At 64.3% G+C, this 16,566-nt stretch carries 17 protein-coding genes; 4 read left to right on the forward strand and 13 right to left on the reverse strand.

Annotated features, from left to right (window positions below; translation table 11 throughout):
• Positions 1–6: 6 nt before the first annotated feature.
• Genes ubiB through ubiE form a run of 3 tightly spaced genes read right to left on the reverse strand, consistent with a single transcriptional unit; the run spans position 7 to position 3,007 of the window.
• Positions 7–1,617 (reverse strand): ubiquinone biosynthesis regulatory protein kinase UbiB, encoded by a 1,611-nt coding sequence (gene ubiB / locus HZR81_RS11740; RefSeq protein WP_125868664.1) that lies wholly within the window; start codon positions 1,615–1,617, stop codon positions 7–9.
• The gene (locus HZR81_RS11745; protein ID WP_156245427.1) at positions 1,614–2,237 is read right to left on the reverse strand and encodes a ubiquinone biosynthesis accessory factor UbiJ; all 624 of its coding nucleotides are present in this window, start codon (positions 2,235–2,237) and stop codon (positions 1,614–1,616) included. The genes ubiB and HZR81_RS11745 overlap by 4 nt, the downstream gene beginning before the upstream one ends.
• Positions 2,237–3,007, reverse strand: coding sequence for a bifunctional demethylmenaquinone methyltransferase/2-methoxy-6-polyprenyl-1,4-benzoquinol methylase UbiE (ubiE, locus tag HZR81_RS11750; protein ID WP_063541658.1), 771 nt, complete (start codon positions 3,005–3,007; stop codon positions 2,237–2,239). Before ubiE ends, HZR81_RS11745 begins: the two co-directional genes overlap by 1 nt.
• A gap of 248 nt (positions 3,008–3,255) precedes the next feature.
• On the opposite strand from ubiE, the gene HZR81_RS11755 reads away from it, so the two are divergent.
• Positions 3,256–3,531: a polyhydroxyalkanoic acid system family protein gene (locus tag HZR81_RS11755; RefSeq protein WP_063539450.1), complete on the forward strand. Its 276-nt coding sequence runs from the start codon at positions 3,256–3,258 to the stop codon at positions 3,529–3,531.
• Between the two features lie 138 nt (positions 3,532–3,669).
• Here the strand turns inward: HZR81_RS11755 and HZR81_RS11760 are convergent, their stop codons facing one another.
• From HZR81_RS11760 to HZR81_RS11780, 5 genes are all read right to left on the reverse strand, one after another.
• The gene (locus HZR81_RS11760; protein WP_500128179.1) at positions 3,670–4,044 is read right to left on the reverse strand and encodes a gamma-butyrobetaine hydroxylase family protein; all 375 of its coding nucleotides are present in this window, start codon (positions 4,042–4,044) and stop codon (positions 3,670–3,672) included.
• Positions 4,045–4,092: 48 nt separating this feature from the next.
• Positions 4,093–5,436, reverse strand: a complete 1,344-nt coding sequence (hslU, locus tag HZR81_RS11765; RefSeq protein ID WP_500128180.1) for an ATP-dependent protease ATPase subunit HslU — start codon at positions 5,434–5,436, stop codon at positions 4,093–4,095.
• Positions 5,437–5,463: 27 nt separating this feature from the next.
• Entirely contained in the window at positions 5,464–6,000 is a 537-nt protein-coding gene (gene hslV, locus HZR81_RS11770) for an ATP-dependent protease subunit HslV (protein ID WP_014821912.1), read from the reverse strand.
• A gap of 90 nt (positions 6,001–6,090) precedes the next feature.
• Complete coding sequence (locus tag HZR81_RS11775) at positions 6,091–6,315, reverse strand: hypothetical protein (protein ID WP_500128186.1); 225 nt, start codon at positions 6,313–6,315, stop codon at positions 6,091–6,093.
• Positions 6,312–6,794, reverse strand: a complete 483-nt coding sequence (locus tag HZR81_RS11780; protein WP_500128181.1) for a tRNA (cytidine(34)-2'-O)-methyltransferase — start codon at positions 6,792–6,794, stop codon at positions 6,312–6,314. The genes HZR81_RS11775 and HZR81_RS11780 overlap by 4 nt, the downstream gene beginning before the upstream one ends.
• Here HZR81_RS11780 and HZR81_RS11785 point away from each other — a divergent pair.
• On the forward strand, positions 6,793–7,239 hold the full coding sequence (locus HZR81_RS11785) for a hypothetical protein (RefSeq protein WP_500128182.1): 447 nt from the start codon (positions 6,793–6,795) through the stop codon (positions 7,237–7,239). The two genes, HZR81_RS11780 and HZR81_RS11785, sit on opposite strands and share 2 nt — an antisense overlap.
• A gap of 83 nt (positions 7,240–7,322) precedes the next feature.
• Here HZR81_RS11785 and ntrC read toward each other — a convergent pair whose 3' ends face one another.
• The 5 genes from ntrC to glnA all read right to left on the reverse strand — a co-directional run bounded on the left by ntrC (position 7,323) and on the right by glnA (position 12,751).
• Positions 7,323–8,759 (reverse strand): nitrogen regulation protein NR(I), encoded by a 1,437-nt coding sequence (ntrC, locus tag HZR81_RS11790; protein ID WP_125868671.1) that lies wholly within the window; start codon positions 8,757–8,759, stop codon positions 7,323–7,325.
• On the reverse strand, positions 8,756–9,838 hold the full coding sequence (gene glnL, locus HZR81_RS11795; RefSeq protein WP_017244102.1) for a nitrogen regulation protein NR(II): 1,083 nt from the start codon (positions 9,836–9,838) through the stop codon (positions 8,756–8,758). Before glnL ends, ntrC begins: the two co-directional genes overlap by 4 nt.
• Positions 9,839–10,007: 169 nt before the next feature.
• Positions 10,008–10,634: a DUF4124 domain-containing protein gene (locus HZR81_RS11800; protein ID WP_500128183.1), complete on the reverse strand. Its 627-nt coding sequence runs from the start codon at positions 10,632–10,634 to the stop codon at positions 10,008–10,010.
• Positions 10,631–11,179, reverse strand: coding sequence for a DUF4124 domain-containing protein (locus HZR81_RS11805; protein WP_161612355.1), 549 nt, complete (start codon positions 11,177–11,179; stop codon positions 10,631–10,633). Before HZR81_RS11805 ends, HZR81_RS11800 begins: the two co-directional genes overlap by 4 nt.
• Before the next feature lie 165 nt (positions 11,180–11,344).
• Positions 11,345–12,751, reverse strand: a complete 1,407-nt coding sequence (gene glnA, locus HZR81_RS11810) for a glutamate--ammonia ligase (RefSeq protein WP_003303004.1) — start codon at positions 12,749–12,751, stop codon at positions 11,345–11,347.
• A gap of 340 nt (positions 12,752–13,091) precedes the next feature.
• Here glnA and thiI point away from each other — a divergent pair, with 340 nt between their 5' ends.
• Positions 13,092–14,546, forward strand: coding sequence for a tRNA uracil 4-sulfurtransferase ThiI (gene thiI, locus HZR81_RS11815; RefSeq protein WP_500128184.1), 1,455 nt, complete (start codon positions 13,092–13,094; stop codon positions 14,544–14,546).
• 166 nt (positions 14,547–14,712) lie between these two features.
• Positions 14,713–16,533, forward strand: a complete 1,821-nt coding sequence (gene typA / locus HZR81_RS11820) for a translational GTPase TypA (protein ID WP_063539459.1) — start codon at positions 14,713–14,715, stop codon at positions 16,531–16,533.
• Positions 16,534–16,566 lie beyond the last annotated feature (33 nt).

The following is a 16,566-nucleotide window of genomic DNA, read 5'->3' on the forward strand; positions in this document are numbered from 1 at the left end:
GGATGGCTATCGGCGCACCACGATGAAGATGCCGGCCACCAGCATCACCCACGCCGGCCAGGCGGTTAAGGCGGTCAGGCTTTCTGCGCTGGCTGCCAGGGTCGCGCCGCTGCCGAGCAATACCGCACCGATCAGCCGCAGCGGCCAGCCGTGGTGACGCTCGCGCCAGGGCGGCGGTGGGTTGTTCGCATGCGGGTGCGCCATCCGTTCGAGCAGCTCGCGGGTCATGTTGGCCAAGTGCGGCAATTGTTCGATCTGCGCGTGCACGTTCTTGATCAGCTGCTTGGGGCTCATGCGCTCGCGCATCCAGCGCTCGAGATAGGGCTGGCCAGTGCTCCAGAGGTCAAGATCCGGGTACAGCTCGCGGCCGAGGCCTTCGATGTTGAGCAGGGTCTTCTGCAGCAATACCAGCTGTGGCTGCACTTCCATGTTGAAGCGCCGCGCCACCTGGAACAGACGCACCAGCAGCTGACCGAAGGAGATGTCTTTCAGCGGCTTCTCGAAGATCGGCTCGCAGACGGTGCGGATCGCCGCCTCGAACTCGTTGACCTTGGTTTCTGCCGGCACCCAGCCCGAGTCGATGTGTAGCTGGGCGACCTTGCGGTAGTCGCGTTTAAAGAAGGCCATCAGGTTGCGCGCCAGGTAGTCCTGGTCCTCGGGCGTCAGGCTGCCGACGATGCCGAAGTCCACCGCAATGTACTGCGGGCTCCAGGGCTGGTGGGTGCTGACGAAGATGTTGCCGGGGTGCATGTCGGCATGGAAGAAACTGTCGCGGAACACCTGGGTGAAGAAGATCTCCACGCCGCGTTCGGCCAGCTGGCGCATGTCGGTGTTCTGCCGCGCCAGCCCGGCCATGTCCGTCACCGGTACGCCGTAGATGCGCTCCATCACCAGCACCTGCGGGCGGCAGTAGTCCCAGTACACCTGCGGCACGTAAAGCAGCGCCGAGCCCTCGAAATTGCGCTTGAGCTGGCTGGCGTTGGCCGCTTCGCGCAGCAGGTCGAGCTCGTCGTAGATGGTCTTGGCGTAGTCGTCGACCACTTCCACCAGGTGCAGGCGGCGCGCGTCGATGGAGATGCGCTCGGCGGTATTGGCCAGCATGAACAGCCAGGCCAGGTCCTGGCTGATGATCGGCCGAAGGTTCGGGCGCACCACCTTGACCACCACTTCCTCGCCGGACCGCAGCTTGGCCGCATGCACCTGCGCCACCGAAGCGGAGGCCAGCGGCTTGCTGTCGAAACGGGCGAAGATCTCGCCTACCGGCGCACCCAGCTGGCGCTCGATGAGTGCCGTGGCAACGGCTGAATCGAAGGGCGGCACGCGGTCCTGCAGCATCGCCAGCTCTTCGGCGATATCCAGCGGCAGCAGATCGCGGCGGGTGGAGAGGATCTGCCCGAACTTGATGAAGATCGGCCCGAGTCCTTCCAACGCCAGGCGCAGGCGAGCGCCGCGCGACAGCTCGCTGCGCCGCCGCGGGATCCAGCGCCAGGGCAGCAGGTAGCTGGTGGCGCGCAGCCACCAGGGCATCGGCAGGTCGAGAATGATGTCATCGAGGCGGTAGCGGATCACCACCAGCAGGATGCGAAACAGGCGGCGGGCGGCGGCGAACAGCTTCATTCGGGGCGATCTGGATTCAGGTTGAGGGCGAGGCGCTCGATGCGCGCTTCGAGTCGGTCGAGGGCAAGTTTCATGTCATCCAGCTCGTCGAAACGCGCCTGGGCTTCGGCCTGGCCGACCAGCATCCGCGATTCCTCGCTGAGGTAGTCGGCAAGGTCCTGACGCAGCGAGTCGGCGCTGTCGCGTACCCAGTCCACAGGGCTGCGCAGGCTGGAACCGAGTAGCTGTGCGCCGACCGGGCCGAGCCAGCGGGAAATTTCGTATTCCCAGTCCAGCTCCAGATCCTGCAGCACCTCAGCGAGGTTCATCAGCAGCCCACTGTCGCCGTCGATCTCGACCTCGGGGCCATGCAGCACGGCGGTCTTGTTGCGGCTGACGGCCAGGCGCAAGAGGCTGCTCGCAGACGCGCGCAGGCGGCAATCGGCATCCGCGCCCCAGTTGCTGGCCAGGCGCAGGCCCTCGTCGTCGGCGAGAACGAACAGGCGCCAGGCCGGCGCCGTGCAGTCGATCTCGATGATTCGGCCGCTCAGGCGTGCCAGTCGCGGCAATGCCGTGGGATCCAGGCGCAAGACGCGATTGATGCCACGCTCGGCACCGGCCAGCAGGGCAGCGCGCAACATCAGGGTTTGATGCCGCGGTGCAGGGCGACGATGCCGCCGGTCATGTTGTGATAGCTGACGCGCTCGAAACCGGCGGTCTCCATCATGCCTTTGAGCGTTTCCTGATCCGGGTGCATGCGGATCGACTCGGCCAGGTAGCGATAGCTGTCGGCGTCGTTGGTGATCAGCTTGCCCATCATCGGCAGCAGGCTGAACGAGTAGGCGTCGTAGGCCTTGGAAAACAGCTGGTTGGTCGGCTTGGAGAATTCCAGCACCAGTAGCCGGCCGCCCGGCTTCAGGACGCGCAGCATCGACGCGATGGCGTCTTCCTTGTGCGTCACGTTGCGCAGGCCGAAGGCGATGGTCACCACATCGAAATAGTTGTCCGGGAAGGGCAGCTTCTCGGCATCGGCCTGAACGAACCTGACATTGCCGGCCACACCCTTGTCCAGCAGCTTGTCGCGGCCGACCTTGAGCATCGAGGCATTGATATCGGCCAGCACCACTTCGCCGGTGGGTCCGACGATGCGCGAGAACTGCCGTGTCAGGTCGCCGGTGCCGCCGGCGATGTCGAGGATGCGATTGCCGTGGCGGGCGCCGGACAGCTCGATGGTGAAGCGCTTCCACAGCCGATGCACGCCGCCCGACATCAGGTCGTTCATCAGGTCGTACTTGGCGGCCACGGAGTGGAACACCTCGGCCACCTTCTGCGCCTTCTGGCTTTCCGGCACGTTCTTGTAGCCGAAATGGGTGGTCGGTTCTGCGTCATGCGCTTTGCGAGGGTCGGTCATGTCACTTTCGCCGGGAAGAATGTGCCCGGCATTCTAAACCTAAAAAGCCGGCTGATAAGCGTCGAGCTGCCGACGGCTGGCAAAAGGACTAGCGGCGACATGTCGCAGTTCGCGGCGTCATGGCGCGGGCTGTGGCTGCCCGGTGTGGGTGCGAGCGCTATGGCCGTTGGCGGCAGGGTATTGACCGGCCGCGCCGTCTGTCGGCGCTTTGCTATAGTGCGCGCCTTTTCGGGCAGCCAGGAGTCGTCATGGCCCAGATCATCGTCGAACGTTCCCACAATCTCGGCCGCGAGGCCGCGCGTGAAAAGGCCGACGAACTGGCCGCGCGATTGGCTCGCGAGTTCGGCGTGAGCTGCCAATGGCAGGGCGATGTGCTGGCGGTCAGGCGCAGCGGTGCGGACGGGCGCATCGAAGTCTACGAGGACAGCGTCAAGGTGCTGCTCAACCTCGGTCTGCTGCTCTCGGCCATGGGCAGCAGTATCCAGGGCCAGATCGAGCGGGCACTGGACAAGGCGCTGGCCTGAGGCAGCTGGCCTTCAGCCTATCGGTCGCAATAAGGTGCGCGGAACGTAGGGTGGCTGTCGATTTTTACATCCGCGGCCGCGGAGCATCGACGCTGTTCGGTGGATCGACGAAGCGTGATCCACCCTACGGTTTCCCTTTCAGAGCATCAGCTTGACGACCGACTCATCGGGGTCGCGGGATTTTCCGGCGGCCGCCAGTGCCGCGAGATAGTCCTCCCACAGCGCCTGCTGATTCAGCGCCAGGCGCTCGAGGTAGTCCCAGGTGTAGAGGCCGCTGTCGTGGCCATCGCTGAAGGTCAGCTTCAACGCATACTGACCGGCCGGCTCGATCTGCTCCAGCGCGACATTCAGCTTGCCGGTCTGCAGCACCGGGTTGCCGTGGCCCTGGACTTCCGCCGATGGCGAATGCACACGCAGGAACTCGGCGGGCAGCACGTAGCGCTCGTCGGCGCCGTATTCCAGTTCCAGCGTTCTGGACGCCTTGTGCAGTTTGATTGCAGTGGGGATGCGCATGCGACGCTCCGGAAAAATCGGCCGTGGCAATCGCCACGGCCGTGACGGTCAGAGGATGTAGCGCGACAGGTCTTCGTCCTGAGCCAGTTCGCCGAGGTGCTCGTTGACGTAGGCGGCGTCGATGCGGATCGGTTCGCCCTGCTGCTTGCCGGCCAGGTCGGCTGCACTGAAGGAGACCTCCTCCAGCAGGCGCTCGAGCAGGGTGTGCAGGCGCCGGGCACCGATGTTCTCGGTCTTTTCGTTGACCTGCCAGGCGATCTCGGCGATGCGCTTGATGCCGTCCTCGAGAAACTCGATGTGCAGCCCTTCGGTCTTCAGCAGCTCGCGGTACTGCTCGGTGAGCGCCGCATGCGGCTCGGTGAGGATGCGCTCGAAGTCCTGCGGTGACAGCGCCTTGAGCTCCACGCGGATCGGCAGGCGACCCTGCAGTTCCGGCACCAGGTCGCTGGGCTTGGACAGGTGGAAGGCGCCGGAGGCAATGAAGAGAATATGGTCGGTCTTGACCATGCCCAGCTTGGTGTTGACCGTGCTGCCCTCGATCAGCGGCAGCAGGTCGCGCTGCACGCCCTCGCGGGAAACGTCGGCGCCGCTGGTATTGCCGCGCTTGGCAACCTTGTCGATCTCGTCGATGAAGACGATGCCGTTCTGCTCCACCGCCTCCAGGGCGCGGGCCTTGAGGTCTTCTTCGTTGACCAGGCGTGCGGCTTCCTCGTCGCGGATGAGCTTGAAGGCTTCCTTGATCTTCAGCTTGCGGCTCTTCTTCTTGCCCTTGCCCATGTTGGCGAAGAGGTTCTGCAGCTGGTTGGTCATCTCCTCCATGCCGGGCGGGGCCATGATCTCCACCCCGGCCGGGCTCTCGGCGACCTCGATGTCGATCTCCTTGTCGTCCAGCTGGCCTTCGCGCAGGCGCTTGCGGAACAGCTGACGGGTGTTGGAATCGCCGCTCTGCACCGGCTCTTCGGAAAAGCCTACCGGGCGCGCTGGTGGCAGCAGGGCGTCGAGGATGCGTTCTTCGGCGGAGTCTTCGGCGCGGTGGCGCATCTTGTGCACCTCCTGCTCGCGCAGCATCTTCAGCGCCGCGTCGGCCAGATCGCGGATGATCGATTCGACGTCACGGCCGACATAGCCGACCTCGGTGAACTTGGTCGCTTCCACCTTCAGGAATGGTGCGTTGGCCAGCTTGGCCAGGCGGCGGGCAATTTCGGTCTTGCCGACGCCGGTGGGGCCGATCATCAGAATGTTCTTCGGGGTGACTTCCTGGCGCAGCTCGGCGGGCAGCTGCATGCGCCGCCAGCGGTTGCGCAGGGCGATGGCCACGGCGCGCTTGGCGTCGTCCTGGCCGATGATGTGGCGGTTGAGTTCGTGGACGATCTCGCGGGGCGTCATGGACATGGTGCGGTACTCCGGAACGACAGGCGATCAGATCGCGCTGTCGAGCTCCTCGATGGTCAGGTTCTGATTGGTGAACACGCAGATGCTGCCGGCGATGTTCAGCGCGGTCTCGGCGATCTCCTGGGCCGACATGTCGGCGCCGGCCTTGAGCAGCAGTGCCTTGGCCGCGGCCTGGGCGAAGCCGCCGCCGGAGCCCATGGCGATCAGATCGTCTTCGGGCTGCACCACATCGCCGTTGCCGGTGATGATCAGCGAGGCGTCCTTGTTGGCCACGGCGAGCATGGCTTCCAGGCGGCTCAGGGAGCGGTCGGTACGCCAATCCTTGGCCAGCTCGACGGCGGCGCGCACCAGATGGCCCTGGTGCTTTTCCAGCTGGCCTTCGAAACGCTCGAAGAGAGTGAAGGCATCGGCGGTGGCGCCGGCGAAGCCGGCCAGGACCTGGCCGTGATAGAGACGGCGGACCTTCTTGGCGTTGCCTTTCATGACGGTGTTGCCGAGGGAAACCTGGCCGTCGCCGCCCATGACGACTTTGCCGTTGCGGCGCACTGAAACGATGGTGGTCAAGGGAAAATCTCCACACTGCGGGGCGATGAATGCCCGAATGCGGTTGATATGGGGGACCGCTGCCGGCTTTTCAACAGCTGTCGGCGAGCTTCACCTGCAATCGCGGTTCCGCGCGAGGCGCTCAGTCAGACCGGGATTGTTCGCTGCGCTGCGGGCGACGGGCTGGCGTGGCACGTCGCCGGCGACCGCGGCGGCGATCATCTTGCGCAGCCTGACCGGAATCGACTTGGCCGCCGGCACCTTGCCAGCTTGTCCGTTTAAGACGGGGCCGAGGCCGGAATGTTCACGGCGCTTTGTCGCAAGGTTGCGATTCACTCCATGGCGAAGCCATGCTGGCGCCAGGCCTCGTATACCGCGACGGCCACCGTGTTCGACAGGTTCAGGCTGCGGCTGTCGGGGCGCATCGGCAGGCGCAGGCGCTGCTCGTTGGGCAGGGCATCGCGGATCTCTGGCGGCAGGCCGCGGCTTTCGGGGCCGAACAGCAGGGCATCGCCGCGCCGGTAGCGCACGTCGTGAAAGGGCTGCGAGCCCTTGGTGGTGAAGGCGAACAGCCGTGGGCCGTCCGGGTTGGCGGCGTCGATGCCGATCCGCGCGAGGCAGCTCGGCAGGTCGGCGTGGCGCTCCAGCGTGGCGTACTCGTGGTAGTCGAGGCCGGCGCGGCGCAGGCGCTTGTCGTCCAGCTCGTAACCCAGCGGCTCGATCAGGTGCAGGTGGCAGCCGGTATTGGCGCAGAGCCTGATAATGTTGCCGGTATTGGGCGGAATTTCCGGTTGGAACAGGATCACGTGAAACATGCGCAGCACCGAGGTTGAAGACCGGCGGCATTCTACCGGGGCGCAGGACCCGATGCGCCGCATACGCCGGACCTTTTTCGGTTCGCTGGTGCTTATCGGGCTGCTGGTGGGGCTGATGATCGGCCGGCTCACCGCGCCCGGGCCGGTGCAGCTGGAGGCGGTGCAGGTGCTGCCACAGGGGCTGTCGCTGCGCTTCGACCGCAAGCCGGATACCTATGACGAGCATCTGGAGGGGGCGTTCGCCCTGTTGTTCCAGGCCGAGGGCGAGCCGCAATCCGGGCAGCTGCAGATCGACGGCATGCCGGTGGCCTGGCGCGTGCAGCAGACCGAGAAGGGCCTGCTGTTGCATCTGGTGGCGGCACGGCGGCTGCAGGGGCAGTGGCAGGGCGCGCGCGGCGACGGCGGCTGGCAGGTGCAGGTCAGCGTGTCGCCCTGGCGGCCATGACGGATTCGCACATGGCTGGGGCGTCAGAAAGAAGAACCCCGCCAGTGGCGGGGTTCTATGTCGCAGATCGGATCAGCGTCTGATCAGCTGTCGTCGCCGTCGTCGTCATCGCTGCCATCGACGCGCATGCCCAGCTCCTTGATCTTGCGTGTCAGGGTGTTGCGACCCCAGCCGAGCAGCAGCGCGGCGTCGCGGCGGCGACCGGCGGTGTGCTTGAGCGCGGTCTCGATCATGATGCGCTCGAAGGCCGGTACCGCCTCGTCGAGCAGGTTGCTCTGGCCGCGCGCCAGGGCCTGATCGGACCAGTTGCGCAGCGCCTGTTCCCAGTTGTGCGCCGGCTGCGCCTCGGCCTGCTGGTTGAGCAGCTCGGGTGGCAGGTCGTCGACATGCACTTCGCGCCCGGACGCCATCACGGTGATCCAGCGGCAGGTGTTCTCCAGCTGGCGCACGTTGCCCGGCCAGGGCAGATGCTGCAGGTATTCCTTGGTTTCCGGCTTGAGCACCTTGGTCTCCACCGACAGCTCCTGCGCGGCGCTGGCGAGGAAGTGTTCGGCCAGTGCCGGAATGTCTTCGCGGCGATCGGACAGGCGCGGAATGTGGATGCGGATGACGTTCAGGCGGTGGAACAGGTCTTCGCGGAACTTGCCGGCCTGCACCAGGGTTTCCAGGTCCTGGTGCGTCGCGGCGATGATGCGCACGTCGACCCGCACCGGCGTGTGGCCGCCGACCCGGTAGAACTCGCCATCGGCCAGCACGCGCAGCAGGCGGGTCTGGGTGTCGGCCGGCATGTCGCCGATCTCGTCGAGGAACAGGGTGCCGCCGTCGGCCTGCTCGAAGCGGCCGCGGCGCTGGTTGGCCGCACCGGTGAAGGCACCTTTCTCGTGACCGAACAGCTCGGATTCCATCAGGTCCTTGGGAATCGCCGCCATGTTCAGCGCAATGAACGGCGATGCCGAGCGTGGGCTGTGGCGGTGCAGCGCATGGGCCACCAGCTCCTTGCCGGTACCCGATTCGCCATTGATCAGCACGGTGATGTTGGAATGGCTGAGGCGACCGATGGCGCGGAACACCTCCTGCATCGCCGGTGCCTCGCCGATGATCTCCGGCGTGTGATGGCGGTTGGCCGGCTGCTGCTGGTTCTGCTGTTCCTGGGCGTGCTGGTTGGCGCGTTTGACTAGCGACACGGCGTCGTCGACGTCGAACGGCTTGGGCAGGTATTCGAAGGCGCCGCCCTGGTAGGAAGCCACCGCGCTGTCCAGGTCGGAGTGCGCGGTCATGATGATCACCGGCAGGCGCGGGTACTGCTCGCGGATCTGCGAGAGCATGTCCAGGCCGCTGAGGCCGGGCATGCGGATGTCGGAGATGATCACATCCGGCTGCTGGCGGGCGAGGCGGGCCAGCACGCCATCAGCGCTGTCGAAGCTCTGCGTGGCCATGCCTTCCTGTTGCAGGGCCTTTTCCAGGACCCAGCGGATGGAGCGGTCGTCGTCGACGATCCAGACGTTTTCGCTTCGGCTCATGCTGATGTGGCTCCTTGTTCCAGCGGTAGGAAGATCGAGAACACGGTGTGGCCGGGGTGGCTCTCGCATTCGATCAGGCCCTGGTGCTGACTGATGATGTTCTGGGTGATGGCCAGGCCGAGCCCGGTTCCGTCCGGGCGACCGCTGACCATCGGGTAGAAGAGCGTGTTCTGCAGTTCGGCGGGGATGCCCGGGCCGTTGTCGATGATCTCGATGCGCGCCACCAGGCGATGACGGATATGGCCGATGGTGAACTGGCGCAGCGTGCGGGTGCGCAGGGTCAGGCGGCCGAGGCCCAGTTCGTTCTGCCCTGCCAGCGCCTGCATGGCGTTGCGCATGATATTGAGCACGGCCTGGATCATCTGTTCGCGGTCCATCAGGACTTCGGGAATGCTCGGGTCATAGTCGCGCACCAAAATGATGCTTCCCTGGCATTCGGCCTCGATCAGGCTGGCCACATGTTCGAGCACTTCGTGGATATTGGTCATCGCCAGCGACGGCAGCTTGTTCGAGCCCAGCATGCGGTCGACGAGGTTCCTCAGACGGTCGGCTTCCTCGATGATGACCTCGGTGTAGTCCTTCAGATGTTCTTCCGGCAGCTCGCGGGCCAGCAGCTGCGCCGCGCCGCGAATGCCGCCCAGGGGGTTCTTGATCTCGTGGGCCAGGCCGCGCACCAGCATCTTGGTGGTTTCCTGCTTGGACAGCTGGGCCTCTTCCTTGGTGATGCGCAGCAGCCGGTCGCGCGGCAGCACTTCCAATAACAGCATGGTCTCCTGGCGCGTCAGCACCGGGGTCACGGCGTAGTCGACGGTCAGCGACTGGCCGGTGGCGGAGGTCAGGGTGGCTTCGCGCTTGGTGAACGGGTGGGCTTCTTCCACAGCCTGGCGCAATGCCGCCAGGGCTTCCGGTGATTCGGTGAACAGTTCGCTGATGAATTGCCCATGGCTGCGCTGACCGCTGACGGCCAGCAGCATTTCGGCCGCCGGGTTCATGTACTCCAGGCGCAAGCGCGAGTTGAGCAGCAGCGTCGCGGTGGTCAGGTTCTCGATCAGCAGGCGTTGCAGGGCTTCGTTGATCATGACTGGTCTGCATCCGGAGGTTCATGCAGGAAATGCAAGAACCAAACCAAGCGCGCCATTGCGGCGCGGATCGGCCTGATGCTGCAGCCCTACGGGCTGTCCGGTGACCCAATTTGGTGACGAGCGATCGGCTCGTTCATTGGGCGCACCAAACAGGTGCACTCAATGATCATAGAAAGGGCACGAAGGGAATGTCGCGTTTTTCAACCGGTTTGTCCTTGAGCGGGCATTCCGGGCGCACGCCGTAATCGGCCTTCTTGCACGGGTTGACCATGCGTCGCTGGGCCAGAGAGGTGCGAAGCAGGTGAAAGGACCGGATCGCACTGCGTTGCAGTTCGCGTTCCTGCTCATCGATCACCGCCACTGCCAGCTGGTGTGTGCCGCGATCGACATTGCTCAGCTCGAATTCCGCCTGCTCGGCTGGCGCACCGAACGGTTGTCCGTCGAGCAGCACCTGATAAGCGTGCCCGGGTTGCAGCGCAGGCTCGGCTTGCAGGGTGACGTTGACCGTGCCCGCATTGTTGCGGATCGCCTCGTCCTCGGTCGGACTGATGATGTGCAGCTGATAGTCGACGGGTGTTGCTTTCACCGCTGGCCCGGCGGTCGGTGCGGCCTGCACGGGAGGCGCAGGCATGCTGTTCGATGGCTTTAGCCGTACCTCCTCGGCCATCTGGCCGGCCGGGCGATCGGTAAAGACCCGGTTGCCCTCCGCATCTATGTAGGAATAGACGCCGGCGAGAGCTGGCAGCGCACTGGCGAGCAGCAGGATGGCAGCTGCCTGGCGAACGATTCTCAAGGCGCAGGCCTCGCCGGCTTCGGCCGCAACGCCGGGCTCGAGGTATGCACACGCTGCACCGTGAACCGCTCCGGCTGGCTGCGCTGAATGACCCGCTCGCCGCTCAATATCTCGACGTGCAGGCGGTGTTCGCCGCGTTCGACATTGTTCAGTTGCAGGGACGTGGCCGCGCTGGCGGCGGCCTGAGGGATGCCATCGAGTACGAAGCGCAGGCTGTGGCCGGGTTGCAGCGGTGGCTCCAGCACAGCGCTGACGACGAAGCTGCCGTTGTTGGCGCGCAGCGCCTCGTCATCGGGAATGCCGGCTACCTGCAATGTCTCGTAGGGCGCCTGCTGCGTCTGCTGACTGTCCGGCAATGGCGGTGGCGGCTCGGGCGTGCGGATGTTCACGGTATTGGCCGGTGGCAGATCCACCGTATCGGCCTGCACGCCTTCTGGCGGCTGGTTGGTGAACACCGTGTTGCCTTGCTCGTCGGTGTACTTGTAGATCTCGGCGAAGGCCGGGACGCTGAGGATGAACAGCAGGCTGAACAGGGCGCTACGCATGGGAGGCTCCGCAGGAGGTGGACCGTCGAAGCCTTGCACTGCAACGGCCTTCAGGCAAGCACGATCGCTGCGATTTGCGAGGCGTGACAAGCTGCATGGATCGCAGTCGCCGGGCAGAAACGAAGAAGGCCACCCGAGGGTGGCCTTCCTGTCACGCGAACTGGATCAGACGCTGTAGTACAGGTCGTATTCCAGCGGGTGCACGAAGGTGCGCACCTTGATTTCTTCCTCGGACTTCAGCTCGATGTAGGCATCGATGAACTCGTCGGAGAACACGCCGCCCTTGGTCAGGAACGCGCGGCCCTTGTCCAGCTCTTCCAGGGCTTCCTTCAGGCTGCCGCAGACCTGCGGGATCAGCTTGCCTTCTTCCGGCGGCAGATCGTACAGGTTCTTGTCGGCGGCATCGCCAGGATGGATCTTGTTTTGGATGCCGTCCAGACCAGCCATCAGCAGTGCAGCGAAGCACAGGTAGGGGTTGGCAGCCGGGTCCGGGAAGCGCGCTTCGATACGACGGGCTTTCGGGCTGGACACGTACGGAATACGGATCGAGGCGGAACGGTTGCGGGCCGAGTAGGCCAGCATGACCGGCGCTTCGAAGCCCGGGACCAGACGCTTGTAGGAGTTGGTCGACGGGTTGGTGAAGCCGTTCAGCGCCTTGCCGTGCTTGATGATGCCGCCGATGAAGTACAGGGCGGTCTCGGACAGGCCGGCATAGCCTTCGCCAGCGAAGGTGTTCTTGCCGTCCTTGGAGATCGACATGTGTACGTGCATGCCCGAACCGTTGTCGCCATACAGCGGCTTCGGCATGAAGGTCGCGGTCTTGCCGTAGGCGTCGGCGACGTTGTGTACGCAGTACTTCAGGGTCTGAACTTCGTCAGCCTTGGCCACCAGGGTGTTGAACTTCACGCCGATTTCGTTCTGACCGGCAGTGGCCACTTCGTGGTGGTGTACTTCGACGACCAGGCCCATCTCTTCCATGGCGTTGCACATGGCGGTACGGATTTCGTGGTCGTGGTCGCACGGCGGAACCGGGAAGTAACCGCCCTTGACGGCCGGGCGGTGGCCCTTGTTGCCGCCTTCGACGTCCTGGTCGGTCATCCAGGAGCCCTGCTCGGAGTAGATCTTGAACATCGAGCCGGAGATGTCCGACTTGAACTTGACCTGGTCGAAGATGAAGAACTCCGGCTCCGGGCCGACGAATACGGTGTCACCGATGCCGGTGGACTTGAGGAACTCCTCGGCGCGCTTGGCGATGGAGCGCGGGTCGCGGTCGTAGCCCTGCATGGTGCTCGGCTCGACGATGTCGCAGACCAGGATCAGGGTCGGCTCTTCGGTGAACGGATCGAGCACAGCGGTCTCGTCGACCGGCATCAGGATCATGTCGGAGGCTTCGATGCCTTTCCAGCCATGGATGGACGAACCGTCGAACATCTTGCCGTGCTCGAAGAAGTCTTCATCCTGGGCATCACGAGCCGGGACGGTGACGTGGTGCTGCTTGCCTTTGGTATCGGTGAAGCGCAGATCAATCCACTTCACATCGTAATCTTTGATCAGTTGAAGCGACTTCGACATGGTGTTCTCCAAGTGGTGGAAGCGTGACAGTGAGCTTCCGAATCAGGGTGAAGCCGGGCGGCGATGTTCCGCCAAGGCGACCTGCCTCACAAGGGAGCAAATTGCATGCCAGTGCTCCGTCTTGGAACTGCAGGCCCGCCACTGCGCTGCCGCGGCGATGGGGCGCGCTAAATCCTAGCTTCCTGTACGAAAACGTGCGCGCTAATGGTGCGAGCGGTCTCGGTTGCGCATCTTGTTGGTGCATATGGGCGCGACTCAAAGAAACCGATTAAAACTTGAGCAGTTTCCGCTATACTCCGCGCCCCTCTTTTCCAGCCACGCCGGCACCCGCGCTGTTTCCATGAAGCTGATCGTCAAGGTTTTCCCCGAAATCACCATCAAGAGCCCGCCGGTGCGCAAGGGCTTCATTCGCCAGTTGGCGAAGAACATCCGCACCGTGCTGCGCGAGCTCGACCCCGAGGTGCGGGTCGAAGGCGTGTGGGACAACATCGAGGTGGAAACCGCGCTCAGCGAATCGAAGCCGCTGCGCGAGATGATCGAGCGCCTGCGCTGCACGCCCGGCATCGCCCATTGCCTGGAGGTCCACGAGTACCCGCTGGGCGATATCGACGACATCGTCGCCAAGTGCAAGGCGCACTACGCCGAGCGCCTGCCGGGCAAGATCTTCGCGGTGCGCTGCAAGCGCGCCGGCAAGCACCCGTTCAGCTCCATGGACGTCGAACGGCATGTCGGCAGCCAGCTGCGCCAGCAGTGCGGCGCCTCCGGCATTTCGCTGAAGGCGCCGGAAGTCGAAGTGCGCATGGAAATTCGCGACCAGCGCCTGTTCGTCGTCCACGAGCAGCACGACGGCATCGGCGGCTATCCCCTGGGTGCGCTGGAACAGACCCTGGTGCTGATGTCCGGGGGGTTCGACTCCACCGTCGCCGCCTATCAGATGATGCGCCGCGGGCTGATGACGCATTTCTGCTTCTTCAACCTCGGCGGCCGTGCCCATGAGCTGGGCGTGATGGAAGTCGCCCACTATCTATGGAAGAAATACGGTAGCTCGCACCGCGTGCTGTTCATCAGCGTGCCGTTCGAGGAAGTGGTCGGCGAGATCCTGCAGAAGGTCGACAACAGCCAGATGGGCGTGGTGTTGAAGCGCATGATGCTGCGCGCCTCGACCGAGATCGCCGAGCGCCTGCACATCGACGCACTGGTCACCGGCGAGGCGATTTCCCAGGTCTCCAGCCAGACCCTGCCGAACCTCTCGGTGATCGATTCGGCCACCGACATGCTGGTACTGCGCCCGCTGATCGCCAGCCACAAGCAGGACATCATCGACACCGCCTTCGAGATCGGCACCGCCGAGTTCGCCAAGAACATGCCCGAATACTGCGGCGTGATCTCGAAGAACCCGACCACCCGCGCCAAGCGCTATCGCGTCGAGCACGAGGAAAAGCAGTTCGACATGGCCATCCTCGAGCGCGCCCTGGCCAGTGCCCGCCAGGTGCCGATCGACCGGGTGATCGACGAGTTGGGCGAAGACATCAAGGTCGAGGAGGTCAGCGAGGCGACGGCCGGCCAGGTCATCCTCGACATTCGTCACCCCGACGCCGCCGAGGACGAACCCCTCGAACTGTCCGGCATCGAAGTTCAGACCTTGCCGTTCTACGCGCTGAACAACCGTTTCAAGGAACTGGATGAAAACCGCCAGTACCTGCTGTATTGCGACAAAGGTGTCATGAGCCGCCTGCATGCTCACCATCTGCTGAGCGAGGGGCATGTGAATGTTCGCGTCTATCGTCCGGCCTGACGCATCGGTGAAACAGCCGGGGCTGTTGGGTGGCAGCATTCGCCACCGCCCTCCCGACCGCTGCTGATCGCAAGGCCCAGTCGTTACAACTCGGACAGCCTGACGTCGTCCGGACAATTCCCAGCTTCAAGCCCGAGCTCGAAGCTATCTACAGAGAAACGAATCAGTGATCGAGAATCTTCGCAACATCGCCATCATCGCCCACGTCGACCATGGCAAGACCACCCTCGTCGACAAGCTGCTGCGCCTGTCCGGCACCCTCGACCGCAAAGAAGCGGAAAACGAGCGCGTGATGGACTCCAACGACCAGGAAAAGGAACGCGGCATCACCATCCTGGCCAAGAACACCGCGCTGAAGTGGAACGGCTACAACATCAACATCGTCGACACCCCCGGCCACGCCGACTTCGGCGGTGAGGTCGAGCGCGTCATGAGCATGGTCGACTCCGTGCTGCTGGTGGTCGACGCCCAGGACGGCCCGATGCCGCAGACCCGCTTCGTGACCCAGAAGGCGTTCAAGGCCGGCCTGCGTCCGATCGTCGTGGTGAACAAGATCGACCGCCCGGGCGCGCGTCCGGACTGGGTCATCGACCAGATCTTCGACCTGTTCGATAACCTCGGTGCCAGCGACGAGCAGCTGGACTTCCCGATCGTCTACGCCAGCGCCCTGAACGGCATCGCCGGCATGGACCACGAGAACATGGACGACAACATGGATGCCCTGTTCCAGGCCATCATCGACCACGTTCCGGCGCCCAAGGTGGACGTCGACGGCCCGTTCCAGATGCAGATCTCGCAGCTGGACTACAACAGCTTCCTTGGCGTCATCGGTATCGGCCGCATCGCTCGCGGCACCGTGAAGACCAACACCCCGGTGACTGCCATTGGCGCCGACGGCAAGAAGCGCAACGGTCGTGTTCTGAAGATCATGGGCCACTCCGGCCTGCAGCGGGTTGAGGTGGCCGAAGCCACCGCCGGCGACATCGTCTGCGTGTCCGGCATGGACGAGCTGTACATCTCCGACACCCTCTGCGACCAGAGCGCTGTCGAGGCGCTGCCGCCGCTGACCGTCGACCAGCCGACCGTTTCCATGACCTTCCAGGTCAACGACTCGCCGTTCGCCGGCAAGGAAGGCAAGTTCGTCACCAGCCGCAACATCAAGGACCGTCTGGACAAGGAGCTGCTGCACAACGTGGCGCTGCGCGTCGAGCAGGGCGACAGCCCGGAGAAGTTCAAGGTCTCCGGCCGTGGTGAGCTGCACCTGTCGGTTCTGATCGAAACCATGCGCCGCGAAGGCTTCGAGCTGGCCGTCGGCCGCCCGGAAGTGGTGATCATCGAGAACGAGGCCGGCGAGAAGCAGGAGCCCTACGAGAACGTCACCATCGACATCGAAGAGCAGCACCAGGGGCCGGTGATGGAGCAGATGGGCCTGCGCAAGGGCGATCTGACCAACATGATTCCCGACGGCAAGGGCCGCATCCGCCTGGAGTACACCATCCCGGCGCGCGGTCTGATCGGCTTCCGCAACAACTTCCTGACCCTGACCTCGGGCACCGGCATCCTGACCTCGACCTTCAGCCACTACGGCCCGATCAAGGCCGGCGAAGTCACCAACCGCCAGAACGGCGTGCTGGTCTCCATGGCCACCGGTACCGCGCTGACCTACTCGCTGGAAACCCTGCAGGCCCGCGGCAAGCTGTTCCTCGAGCCCGGCCAGGACATCTACGAAGGCCAGCTGTGCGGCATCAACAGCCGTGACAACGACCTGGTGATCAACCCCACCAAGGGCAAGAAGCTCGACAACATGCGCGCTTCCGGCAAGGACGAGGTCATCGCCCTGGTTCCGCCGATCAAGTTCACTCTCGAGCAGGCGCTGGAGTTCATCGCCGACGACGAGCTGGTGGAAGTGACGCCGAAATCGATCCGCCTGCGCAAGAAGATGCTCAACGAGAACGACCGCAAGCGCTACGAGCGCGCCAAGGTCTAACACCCGTTGCGAGACAACAGAAAGGCGCCTTCG

The sequence above is a fragment of the Pseudomonas sp. LM13 genome (assembly GCF_041381355.1).
GTDB classification, from domain to species: Bacteria; Pseudomonadota; Gammaproteobacteria; order Pseudomonadales; family Pseudomonadaceae; genus Stutzerimonas; species Stutzerimonas frequens.